General features: G+C 40.8%; 10 protein-coding genes. 5 read left to right on the top strand and 5 right to left on the bottom strand.

The window, feature by feature from the left end; genetic code table 11:
* On the bottom strand, window positions 1-2,222 hold a 2,222-nt coding region (locus SGI74_13160; GenBank protein ID MDZ4678444.1), incomplete at its 3' end, for a hypothetical protein.
* Between the two features lie 403 nt (window positions 2,223-2,625).
* Between SGI74_13160 and SGI74_13155 the strand changes: the two genes are divergently transcribed.
* The gene (locus tag SGI74_13155; protein MDZ4678443.1) at window positions 2,626-3,294 is read left to right on the top strand and encodes a hypothetical protein; all 669 of its coding nucleotides are present in this window, start codon (window positions 2,626-2,628) and stop codon (window positions 3,292-3,294) included.
* A gap of 8 nt (window positions 3,295-3,302) precedes the next feature.
* Here the strand turns inward: SGI74_13155 and SGI74_13150 are convergent, their stop codons facing one another.
* Together SGI74_13150 and SGI74_13145 are read right to left on the bottom strand one after the other, a co-directional pair.
* Window positions 3,303-4,421 (bottom strand): AAA family ATPase, encoded by a 1,119-nt coding sequence (locus tag SGI74_13150; GenBank protein ID MDZ4678442.1) that lies wholly within the window; start codon window positions 4,419-4,421, stop codon window positions 3,303-3,305.
* A gap of 114 nt (window positions 4,422-4,535) precedes the next feature.
* Complete coding sequence (locus SGI74_13145; protein ID MDZ4678441.1) at window positions 4,536-5,303, bottom strand: S26 family signal peptidase; 768 nt, start codon at window positions 5,301-5,303, stop codon at window positions 4,536-4,538.
* Between the two features lie 83 nt (window positions 5,304-5,386).
* Here SGI74_13145 and dusB point away from each other — a divergent pair, with 83 nt between their 5' ends.
* Window positions 5,387-6,403: a tRNA dihydrouridine synthase DusB gene (dusB, locus tag SGI74_13140; GenBank protein MDZ4678440.1), complete on the top strand. Its 1,017-nt coding sequence runs from the start codon at window positions 5,387-5,389 to the stop codon at window positions 6,401-6,403.
* 32 nt (window positions 6,404-6,435) lie between these two features.
* On the opposite strand, the gene SGI74_13135 is transcribed toward dusB, so the two are convergent.
* Complete coding sequence (locus tag SGI74_13135; protein MDZ4678439.1) at window positions 6,436-7,746, bottom strand: sodium:proton antiporter; 1,311 nt, start codon at window positions 7,744-7,746, stop codon at window positions 6,436-6,438.
* A 106-nt stretch (window positions 7,747-7,852) separates the two neighbouring features.
* On the opposite strand from SGI74_13135, the gene typA reads away from it, so the two are divergent.
* From typA to SGI74_13120, 3 genes are read left to right on the top strand one after another with little or no spacing between them, the layout of a single operon-like run.
* Complete coding sequence (gene typA / locus SGI74_13130) at window positions 7,853-9,673, top strand: translational GTPase TypA (protein ID MDZ4678438.1); 1,821 nt, start codon at window positions 7,853-7,855, stop codon at window positions 9,671-9,673.
* A gap of 6 nt (window positions 9,674-9,679) precedes the next feature.
* The gene (locus SGI74_13125; protein MDZ4678437.1) at window positions 9,680-10,597 is read left to right on the top strand and encodes an ABC transporter ATP-binding protein; all 918 of its coding nucleotides are present in this window, start codon (window positions 9,680-9,682) and stop codon (window positions 10,595-10,597) included.
* Between the two features lie 28 nt (window positions 10,598-10,625).
* Window positions 10,626-11,438, top strand: a complete 813-nt coding sequence (locus SGI74_13120) for an ABC transporter permease (protein MDZ4678436.1) — start codon at window positions 10,626-10,628, stop codon at window positions 11,436-11,438.
* 25 nt (window positions 11,439-11,463) lie between these two features.
* On the opposite strand, the gene SGI74_13115 is transcribed toward SGI74_13120, so the two are convergent.
* Window positions 11,464-12,075 carry a hypothetical protein gene (locus tag SGI74_13115; protein MDZ4678435.1) on the bottom strand — a complete coding sequence of 204 codons (612 nt, stop codon included), beginning with the start codon at window positions 12,073-12,075 and terminating at the stop codon, window positions 11,464-11,466.
* Window positions 12,076-12,262 lie beyond the last annotated feature (187 nt).

Genomic DNA, 12,262 nt, shown 5'->3' with positions numbered 1-12,262 from the left:
CCGACCTTACCAGTAGCATCAAAAGTCACACGATCTGCACCGTTAGTGACAAAACGCATTTCATCAACTGCAGAGCGATAAAAACCAGTATTTGTATCAGCGGCGAAAGTATAACCAGGTGTAGCAGCGTTGCCGTCAAAAGCATTAATCGCAGCTGTCATGGCGTTTGTACCGCCAGTCATGAGAAAATCATTTACACCATTAGAACCAGTGATGATTTTTTTACGTGAGTTATTAGCTGTGACGAAATAATCTGTGCCGTCAAATTCAACAGCACCATTTTCAAGAGCTGTGAGATTTGTACCCATTGTGAATTTTAATGGTGCGCCATTAGCAGTCGCAACACCTGTGGGTAAATGTACAGAAGCGGTTGGTGCAAATGCTCCAACGCCAATGCGTCCGTTTGGATCAATACGTAATCTTTCAGCACCCGAAGTTGATAAAACTAAAGTATCTGAAATTGCAGCAGATAAACCAGTGTTTGTGTCACCGGTAAAAGTAATCCCTGGTGTGGTAGCTGATCCAATTGCTGATTTAAATTGAGTAGCAACTGACATGGTGTTTGTGCCATCAATTTTTATAAAATCTCCAGCTCCACCACCACTTACTAAGACTTTTGAACGAGTACCAGAAGCCGTGAAGTAAAGATCAGCACCATCAAACTCCATGGCACCGTTTTCAAGAGCTGTGAGATTTGTACCCATTGTGAATTTTAAAGGAGCAGTTAAAGCATTCGCAGTACCCGCAGGTAAATGCATCATCGCAGTGGGAGCAAATGCACCAACGGCAACGCCGCCAGTTGAGTCAATGCGCACTCTTTCAACACCCGCAGTTGAAAAAGCTAATTGATCAGCCGTGCTTGATGAAATACCAGTATCTTGGTTACCTGCATTTGAAAATGTATAACCGGGTAAAGCAGCTGTTCCAGCGTTAGCTTTAAGAGCACCAGTCATTGTGTTATTGCCACTAAGATCTAAGTAGCCAGCATTAACCCAAGTTTCTGAGGCGACATTTTTACCTGTAGCAATTGTTCCATCCCAATAACGTAATTTATTAGTCGATGTGTTCATCCAAACATAACCAGCAGATGCGGCTGGGGCACCGTTAAGGGAAGTTTCTAAAGTTGTTTCACCTGTAACACCGCCACCAGCAATGTATTTACCAACTTGAACTGTTTTATTAAATGAAGCACCACCGCCGTTGATTGCAAGTTGTGAAGTAGCAGTGCCATCGGTGTAGATATTAATTCCACCCGCTGCACTTTGACCTGTTTCAATGCGTCCGCGCATTGCACCTGCGCCAGTGGCATCATAAAATTCAATCTTCATGGTGTTAGTACCACCAGCATCGTTTGAACCTAAACGAAGTGCAGGGCTAGCTTGTCTAATATAAAGATCAACACCTGCGGGCATTGAAGCATCTACTAATCCCCCACCAATACCAGCGCGTACGGCATAGACGTCGCCAGTGGTAAGATCAGCATCAGTTCCAGCTCTAAAATATCTTGCATCGTGATTATGAAGTGGTGTTGCTAATCCTGAAATATCAGTACCGTTAACAAGATTTAAAACATTTGCTTGTGAAATATCTGATGCACCAGCACCAGCATTTGTTACTTGTACAAATCCAGAAGCAGCAAAACCTTGTAAAGATTCAGCGCGCTCAGAATTAATTGCCCAAGGAACTGCAGTTAAAGATTGATCGGGTGTTAATAAAACTTTACCACCTAAGCTAGCAGCATTTACAACTACGCGAAGCATTCTGAAATCATTTACTGCAGCAGTGTAAGCTACTGGACAAATTTGTGGATCAGGAACAACGCCTAAACCAGCAAGAGGTACAGGAGGAGCTGCTGCGCGATTTGCTAACGCGCCAACGTTTGTAAAAACATCGCGCATGGTTTTGCCAGGATCAACACCTGCAGTGCGAATACCGCCACCAACTTTAATTGAAAACACGCCGTTATTAAGTGCAACACCTAGGTGATCTTCGGCAAATAAAATACATTCATTGGGATTTGGTTGGGGGCTTAAAATATCAACGCGAATATCGGCTGTAGCATCGCCAAGGGGTGCAGTGGCAGCAGCGTTCATCAGGCGACCTTGATATGTAAATGTTTGTGGGTTTTCTCCAGCGGCAAAAGAAGCAGACGGATACATGCTTGTGCTTAAAAACACAAGACTTGCGAACACAGCGATGAGCCTATTACCACATACGTTCAAAATACGATTACCACCTGCATGTTACTTTCGGCTGGGTTGAGCTAAAACTTGAGAACAATGGGGGTATTAAAAGAAACACACTGTTTTTAAGGGGTTGGAGGCGAATTGATTGACCACTTGTTAAAATCGATTTAATAACGATTTATTTAAAGCGATACTTCGCTAAGGCTTTATGGCCAGACTTTATGAGTAGTTTGTCTTTAACAGCACAAGCAGCAGGGCTCTAATTTAGGCGATGATCTTATCAGCTAGACTTATATTTACTCAAATAACTAAAATTGTTCACCAATTTAGTATTGCGACATTTATGTAAAAGTCGTATAATATATGCAAGTTGATTGAAAAACTATAAGGAGTTTGAAATGGGTCCATTAAGCGCTGAAATCATGAAACGAGCTTTCAAATGAAAGGTCTATCTAAAATCCCGACAATTAAAGAGCTTCAAAAATCCTATGATAAAATTCAAAGTGATGAAGATTTATCTCTCGAAGACTTGAGTTTATTCACACAGTGGAGTCGTTTTGATCCAAGGCTTACTGAACAATTGATTCAGTATTTTAATAAACATTGGAAGAAAATCCATCCAGTACTTTTCAATGAAGAAATTTGCAAGCAACCCTGGCCCACGGTGGTTGGTGTTTTGTTGGAATTTGTCAGTCATCTCACTTTAAAGCCTTCGCGTAAACTTTTTAAGAATTGGATGAATTGCGTTTTGTCAGGGGTCGAAGTTTCATCAATGAGCCAATTCTATATCGGAATATGGAGTTTGGGAGGTGCGCAAATGTATCGTTCGAGTGAAAATTCTTTAAAGCCCTTCTTGAAATGGGGTTTTTTGAGTGATGATGTGCCGTTTAATAAAAGTTTAAAAAAACCAACCACACTTTCATCTCTAAATGTACGAATGAAAATATTAAATAAACTGATTCAAGAAAATCAAATAATCACTGTTGAAAGTTACATGCTCAAGCTTAACGGCACCGTAAGTCGCAGGCAAGCAGAGCGAGATTTAGCTCAGCATAAAGATCTTCGGGCAAAAGGTTTTACCAGAAATAGGGTTTATCATAGTATGTAACTTTGCTTTTAAACCAAATCTGCAAGAAATGATTTTGCGGGCATCACACGAATACCTTCGGGGGATATAAAATCTTTTTTACCAGTCAGATGAAGCTGAATGACGTTTGCATTTGGATATTTATTTTTGATGAAATAAAGAGTTTTTGAAATCGAATCGTCTGCAAATTTGCACTCGATAAAATGAGTTGGTTGAGAATTTTGACAAAGCACAAAATCAATTTCTCTTTGTTCTGTATCACGAAAAAATTTTAATTCAAGCTCGAGAGCCTCTGTATCTTGTTTGAAATGAACCCATTTTAGTAGATGAGAGGCGATCATATTTTCAAAACGAAATCTAGAATCTTGAATGAGAGTCCAATCAAAGTGGTAGTGTTTGCTTTCTTTTTTAACACTTTTAATCTTGATTCCTCCAAAAGGTTCTAGTCTAAAAATGCCATAAAATCGCTCAAGTATGTCGAGCCATCTTTTAAGTGTTTTATGTGATACTTCTAGATCTTCGCGTAATGCATTTATCGATAATGGACTTCCCACTAAATCAGGTAAACGCATCAAGAGTAGTTCCATTTTTGTGAGATCTGAAATTTCTTCGATAGGAATAATATCATCTCGAATAAGTCGATTTCTATATTCTCGTGACCATCTAAGGGCTGAGATTTTCGCCCCTTTTAAAAAAGGTTCCGGAAAACCGCCTAACTCAAACAATGACATTAAATCCTTTTGTGAAGTTGATTTTATTTCAGCTAATGAGAGGGGGTGAAGTCGATGATAATGGTAGCGACCTTGAAGTGAATCGCCGCTAAATCGGTAATAATCAAGGCGAGCACTTCCGGTTACTAAAATGGGTCTGTAATGAGAAATCTTACTTTTATCATAGAGCCCTTTAACAAAACGTCGCCATGATTTGTTTTTGTGAATTTCATCTAAAACCAATAAACCTTTGGGCGGGAGTTCGTTTCGTAAAATGCTATCACGGTGTTCGTTAATATCCCAATTGAGATAATTTTCTTTTGCATTTCCGAGAAGATTTAATGCCACAGTGGTCTTGCCAACTTGGCGAGGGCCTCCAAGAAACACCATCTTTTCTTTTAAGTCCGATTGTATGTAGGGCTCAAGATACCTATTCATAGAGATTTAGTGTATCTTATTTTTTACCCTTTGGGTGAAAAATCAGTATGAATATTTCGATGTAGGGTGAAAAACACGGATTTACATTAAATCAAGATTCTTGCGGCATAAAAATCACTTACTTTCAGTGACAGAATTTTCAGCCTCAGTCTCAGTAACTTCAGTTTTTTCTTCAGCAGGTTTGCGAGCATCATCTTTTACTTCTGCGTCTTTAGATTCTTCGGTTTCATCAGTTTCTTGACCCGCAATCTCAATTACTTTTCCAATTAATCCACCAGAAAAGTGAAGACCAGTTGTCGTGCTATCAAAATCTCCAGGCGGAACTGTCGACATCAAAATAGCTTCATTGTCTCTGAGCACACCATTGCGAACTACTTCATATCTTCTTAGTGCTGGCTCTTCGCGAATATCACCAAATACAAATGCTCGTCCATTATATGAGATCGCATCGCCATTGATATAAACGTTCCACCCTTTTTTTGAACTATCAGGTTTTACACTAAATTTTTCACCTGGGGCTCCACGCACAACTTTTACATACGGAACATCAAGAAGACCCGGGCGATAAAACACAGCAAGATCACCCTTTTTGATCGGGTTACATTCATACCAACCCATGGCGACTTTAATTTTTTGTCCCTTATCAATGATGCCTTTAATATTATCATCTCTCATTTCAACGGTTTTCACTTCTTTCACACAGGCATTTTCGCCTGTTTTGTTAACATTAAAACCCAAGCCACCGTCTCTGAGGTACTTGTATAAAATGGCTGAGCCGACGAGCAACACAATGACACCAATTAAAATTCTAAAGGTTTTCTTATCTTGCATATTATGTGGATGATTTCCGTGCCCATGGCCGTCATTTTGCGAATTTGTCACAATTACCCCCTGAAATTAATCTCCCTATATTATAAATCTCTCTGGGCTGAAATTCTATGGAGATTGTGATATAAACCTTGTCCATGATCGATTTGAAGGCTGAACTTAATAAAAACCCATTTGTCTTAGCACCAATGGCTGGCATTACAGACAATTCCTTTCGCACTTTTATGCGCGAAATGGGATGTGGTCCAGTCATCACCGAACTCGTTTCTGCATACGGAATTGAATACAAAAGTCACAGGACCATAGACCTGATGAGCTTTTCTGAAAAACAACGCCCCATTGGAGTTCAACTTTTTGGAGAAGAAGGCGAAGTTCTAGCTCGTGCTGCTCAGTTTGTTGAAGAGCAGCGAGCTGATTTTGTGGATATTAATTTAGGTTGCCCTGTTCCGAAGGTTGTAAAAAAAGGAGCCGGAGCTGCGTTGTTGCGTGAACCTTTGGTACTTTTTAAAATATTAGTTCAAATAAAATCTGCCATTAAAATTCCACTGACAATTAAAATTCGAACAGGTTGGGATGACAAAACTATCAACGCCCACGACATTGTTAAAGCTGCCGCTGATGCGGGTGTAAGTTGGGTTGCAATTCATGGCAGAACTCGTGCTCAAGGTTATTCTGGGCTCGCAGATTGGGATTTAATTGGTGAAGTAAAGGCAAAGGCTTCTATTCCCATTATCGGAAACGGCGACATTAATTCTGCAGCAACAGCCGTGAGACGTTTGCGTGAATCTGGCTGTGATGGGGTAATGATTGGTCGCGGATGTTTAAAAAACCCCTGGATTTTCAAGCAAGCCCAAGAACTTATTCACAATGATTATCCACAATCCACAGACAAAGATTTTTGCAAATCATTAGGAAGACTCAAAGAACTCGTCGATGAACGAAACGATGTTCGTTATTCAATGCTTCAAATGAAAAAATTTGCAGCATGGTTTTCGGCAGGTTACCCAGGAAGCCAAAATTTTCGTAAAAGCCTTTTTCAAGCCCCCACCGCAGATGAAATTCTTCACATCGCCGGAAATTATTTTTCACAATTCGATCTTTCCGCCCAATCAGACACCAGCCACGAATCCTTCCTCATGGGCGGCCACGGCTAATTACAAAAAGGTACGGCCTTACTTTTGGTAATCTATTCGAAAAATAAGACGGCGGTCATGAATAAAACGGGGACAAGAAAGGCAAAGCTCCAGATGAGGAAGCCAAAAAATGACGGCATTTTTACTTTCTCATCTTCAGCAACAGCTTTGATTAATAAATTCGGCGCATTTCCGATATAGGTCAGGCCACCAAAAAACACAGCTCCGCAGCTAATAGCTGTGAGCAGTGTCTCAGAAATATTTGTTCCATTCTCGAGTGTAAGTGAAACGACATCTTTCCCCAAACCCTGAGCGAGTGCGAAAAACGAAGCATAAGTAGGTGCATTATCTAAGATGCCTGAAAAAATACCGCTCAACCAATAAAAACTCCAAGCAGATTGAACTCCCAATTGAGTTGCGTGCAACTCAAGATACTTTATTGCCGGAATCATTGTGGCGAAAATCGCCGCAAAAACCATAGCCACTTCTTTAAACGGCTCCCATGAAAAATTATTTAAAGTCCGCACGATTTTTGGTGTGATCAGCCCACTCACATAAACCACACCAATAAGAATTGTCGCTCTCAGAGCGTGTCGCCACATTTCATATTCATGTGGAATCGCCTGAGGTAATATCAAAGCCGCCATAACAACCGGGATGAGTGCTAAATTCCAGCGCCCAGTGATTTGAATTGTCTCTTTAACTAATTCTTGTTTCATGGGGCCGCGAAAATCAGGATCATGAAGGTAATAATAAGAATCAAGGGCCGCAAAAATTCCTAAGAGTGAAGTGACGACAAAAAACCAAACCGGAAACAGCTTAAGAGTCCACCAAAACGGAACTCCCATGATGTAACCTAAAAGTAATGGTGGATCGCCTAAGGGTGTGAGTAGCCCACCAACGTTTGAAACAATGAAAATAAAAAACACGATGACATGAACTTCATGCTTTCGGCCGCGATTGCTGCGTAAAAGTGGGCGAATCAAAAGCATGCTGGCGCCCAATGTGCCAATAAAGTTGGCGATAATGGCACCAAAAGCCATATAGGCAAGATTTGTTACGGGGTTTGCTTTTGGGGTTCCGACAACTAAAAGACTTCCGCCGATTGAATACAGCGCGCCAAGTAGGCAGATAAAAATGACATAGTCGACGAAACTATGAACGACCCAATGATAGTTCACTGCCGCACAGAGCGCTATAACGGGAATGGCGAACATTGCTAACAATAAATGGTGGTACCGATGCCAAAACCTGGGTGCTAAAACAGGTAAAATAGCGACGCTGAGTACAATGGCTAAAAAGGGAGCAATAGACCATATGGGTAAATCCAGATGTGTTTGCATACCACCAAATTGTATCCACATGCTCTTCTAGTTGCAATTTCTCTCTTCGACAAATAGTGTAGGTGAGATTAAAACGCGCAGCAGTTAAATACTTTATTTGGTTTTTTCCAAAGAACCAAAGGGACTTATGGCAGAACAAAAAATTAGAAATATCGCAATCATTGCCCACGTTGACCACGGTAAAACGACTCTAGTGGATGGGCTTCTCAGACAAAGCGGAACTTTTCGGTCAAACGAAGTTGTAGCAGAACGCGTTATGGATTCCATGGATCTTGAGCGTGAACGCGGTATCACCATTATGGCGAAAAATACCTCGGTTCAGTATCAAGATTATAAGATCAATATCGTCGACACACCGGGGCATGCTGATTTCGGTGGTGAAGTTGAGCGAACGCTCAAGATGGTCGATGGTGTCATGCTTTTAGTTGACGCATCAGAGGGTCCGCTTCCACAGACACGATTTGTTTTAAAGAAAGCTCTGGAAGATGGTCTTAAAGTAATTGTTTGTATCAATAAAATTGATCGAAGCGATGCGCGCGTTGACGAAGTCGTAAATGAAGTTTTTGATTTGTTTGTCGATCTCGATGCTGAAGACTGGCAAGTGGATTTTCCAATCGTGTATGCCGTTGCGCGTGATGGTTGGGCTGTAAATGATTTAAAAGATCGTGATCTCCCTGGTAAAAATTTGGAACCACTTTTTAAACTTATTCTCGACGTGGTTCCAGCTCCTAAAGGAAAACCAGAAAACCCACTCCAAATTTTAGTAACAAATATTGGTTACAATAATTTTGTTGGTCGTTTAGCAATCGGTCGTGTTCGTGAAGGTGTTATTAAAGTTGGCGATACCGTCAGTGTTTGTAAGGCTGATAAAATTAATAAAATTCGTGTTGTAGCGCTTTTCACTTACGAAGGTCTCAAACAGGTTGAAACAAAAGAAGTTCCCGCAGGCGATATCGTTATCATCGCTGGTGAGCAAAATATCGAAATTGGAGACACAATTAGTGATGGTATAAACCCATTGCCACTTCCACGGGTTGTGGTTGAAGAGCCTACTGTAAGCATGATCTTCTCCGTAAATAACGGACCCTTTGCTGGTAAAGAAGGCGATCAAGTTACAAGTCGAAAAATTCTAGAGCGATTAGAGAAAGAACTTCTCTATAACGTTTCTTTACGCATGGAAAAAACCGATGCCACTGACTCATTTAAAGTTTTTGGTCGCGGAGAACTTCAATTGGCTATTTTGATTGAGCAAATGCGCCGCGAAGGTTTTGAACTTTTAATCAGTAAACCCAAAGTTGTTACCAAAGTAATTAACGGCGAAAAACATGAGCCAATGGAAAACGTTGTGTTCGACGTTCCTGAAGCTACAGTTGGTATCGTCACAGAAAAAATGGGTCTTCGAAAAGGTGTCATGACCAATATGAATAATAAAGGTTCAGGTCGTGTACGCGTAGAATTTTTGGTTCCTTCTCGAGGTCTTATTGGTTATCGCAGTGAATTTCTAACAGACACAAAAGGTGCGGGCCTTATGAATAGCATCTTTGCAGGTTATGAACCCTGGAAAGGTGATATCGGCGGGCGCATGAACGGTGCTCTTATCGCAGATCGTTTGGGCGATTCAGTTGCCTATGGTCTATTTCATCTTGAGCCCCGAGGGCGCATGTTTATTGGTGCCGGCATTCCTTGTTATGAGGGAATGGTTATTGGTGAGCATGCAAAAGATAATGATCTTATCGTAAACGTTGCGCGCGAGAAAAAATTAACAAATATGCGTTCATCAGGTGCTGACGAGGCTGTTAAATTAACTCCTCCCGCTCCTACAAGTTTAGAGCAATCCCTTGAATGGATTTCTGATGATGAGCTTGTTGAAGTAACACCAAAAAATATTCGTCTTAGAAAAAGATACTTAGACCCTAATAAAAGAAAGCGCGCCGAAAAAGCGGATTAAAAATCTATGGTCGACATCGTTGCTGAAGGTCGCGGTCTGATTAAACGTTACGGCGATAAAACTGTCGTTAACGGCATTAATTTTCAAATTAAACGTGGCGAATGTTTTGGTTTTCTTGGCCCCAATGGTGCGGGCAAAACTTCGACTATGAAAATGATGTATGGCCTCTCCCCGGTTTCTGATGGGGAGCTCCACGTTTTGGGTCTTGATGTTATGACCCGCAGTTCAGAAATCAAAAAACGAATTGGCGTTGTACCGCAAGAAGATGGTCTTGATACCGATTTCACGGTACTTGAAAATCTTTTGATCTATGCGAGCTATCACAATATTCCACAAGATATGGCTGAAAAGCGCGCCCGCGAGCTACTACGGTTTATGAAAATTGACGAAAAATCAATGGCGCCAGTCGATCAACTCTCAGGCGGCATGAAGCGTAGACTTGCAATTGCGCGCGGGATGATCAACGCGCCTGAAATGCTTTTTTTAGATGAGCCAACAACGGGGCTTGATCCGCAAGCAAGACTTCTGATTTGGGATAATTTGAGATCACTTAAAAGAAATGGCATGAGCATGGTTCTCACCACTCATTACATGGAAGAAGCTGAGCAGATCTGTGATCGTTTGGTTATCATGGATAACGGAAAATTCTTATGCGAAGGCAGACCTCAAGATCTCGTTGCTGAGCACATTGGTCATGAAGTTGTAGAGTTCACCTGCGGAGATGCAGATAAGAACTATTTTATCGAAAAAGTAAAAAGTTATTATGACTACCAAGTAATTCGCAATCGTTTTCATTTGTTTATCAAAAGTGGTCAAGACGGTAAGCAAGCGCTTAGTCTTATTCCAAGTGATGATATGACAGTGCGTAAAGCCACGCTTGAAGATGTTTTTCTAAAAGTCGCCGGGCATGAGTTAAGGGATTAAAAATGACATATCAAATTGAGAAATCAGCATGATTAGACTCCAGGGTTTTAAAACCATGTGGAGAGATATGATAACATTTCCTAAATTAGGAATCGGCGCATATCGTGTTTGGTACAGAGATTTTTTCTATTTCAAAAAATTTTTCATAGCCTCTATCTTTTGGAGTTTCACTGAACCTTTACTTTACATTGTGGCTTTTGGTTATGGCCTTGGGTTTTTTGTCGGTAAAATTGATGGGGTTCCGTATTTGATGTTTTTAGCACCAGCAATTCTATGCACAACAGCAATGCAAGGTGCTGTTTTTGAATCTACTTATTCAAGCTTCACAAAATTACGTGTTCAAAAAACATATGAAACAATAATGATGACCCCCGTTTCTGTAGAAGAAGTTGTAGCTGGAGAAATTTTTTGGGGTGCGAGCAAAGCTTTTTTTGGTGTTTTAGGTGTTATGACCGTATTTTTGGTTTTAGGAATGATACATCACTGGCAAGCGTGGCTTGCACTTCCTGTTTTACTATTACTTGCCTGGTGTATTAGCGCTATGTCGATGGTTGTAACAAGTTATGCTCGTGATTATGATTCATTTACTTATTTTTTCTCAATCGTTGTCACTCCCATGTCACTCCTTGCCGGAACATTTTTTCCATTATCGCAATTGCCAAAATGGGCACAAGCCATGGCGTGGGTATTGCCACTCACTCACGGCGTAAAAGTTTCTCGAGAACTTTTCTTAGGTCGTTGGGATCATTCGCTGTGGATCAATCTATTAATTTTAGTAATCATGGCCATTTTGTTTACAAACTGGTCCATCGGTCAAACCCGCCGCCGCCTTGTTTATTAACAATCACAATTAATAATTCTTTTGGTTATTTCTCGCGAGAGAGTGGTGACTCGCCAGTAGGTTTTGCTTTTGTTGCATCTGCACTTCCAAATTTTCTCGCTTGAAGATCGCAATGTTCTAGCGGAAGTTCATTGGAAGTATCAGAAGAAAGTTTTCCAGTGGGTGAACCACAGGCAAATTTTGGAGCGATTTTTGGAATTATGTCTCCCTTGCCCGTAACTCCGAGATTCCCGATTACTCTGGGTGTTCCCCTTACTCCGCGCGGTACTCTTGAACTGGTGAAGCCCCTTACCCCGGCTTCATTGGCTGAATTTTCAGTTTCAGCGTTAACTAATTCCTGCTCTTCAGCGTTAACTAATTCCTGCAATTTTGCATTTTGGTATCGAATTTCAATTTCTTTTTCAAGGATCAATTTTTTATAAACCTCAATTTTTGGTGCATTTTTATCACGAGCATCATTGGTCACAATAGCTTTTGCAAGTTTGTCGTGCTCAGTTTTAAGGCTTGATAATTGAGATTGAAGTTGGGATAGAATCATTCTCTCAATAATAATCTTGTCATTTAAAGACGTTGATTCGGCATTAGAAACGCTCGCAAATCCTATAGCGGCGATAATAATCAATAAAAAGCTATTCATCCCTTACTCCCTTGTTACGTGGTTAGAGCTGCGAAGAACAAGCCAGGCTATCTGTAATGTAAAGGGGGGCAAGCCGGTAGAGTGTCAAATCGTTGAACAACTGTGTTTTAAACCATCAAAAAAATTTCTATCTGGCCGAAGATTTTGGGCCTGAGATTTTGGCAAAATTAGGGATCAGGAGTAGGGG

This window comes from Oligoflexia bacterium, assembly GCA_034439615.1.
Taxonomy (GTDB): domain Bacteria; phylum Bdellovibrionota; class Bdellovibrionia; order JABDDW01; family JABDDW01; genus JAWXAT01.
This window is presented reverse-complemented; position numbering and strand designations above follow the sequence as displayed.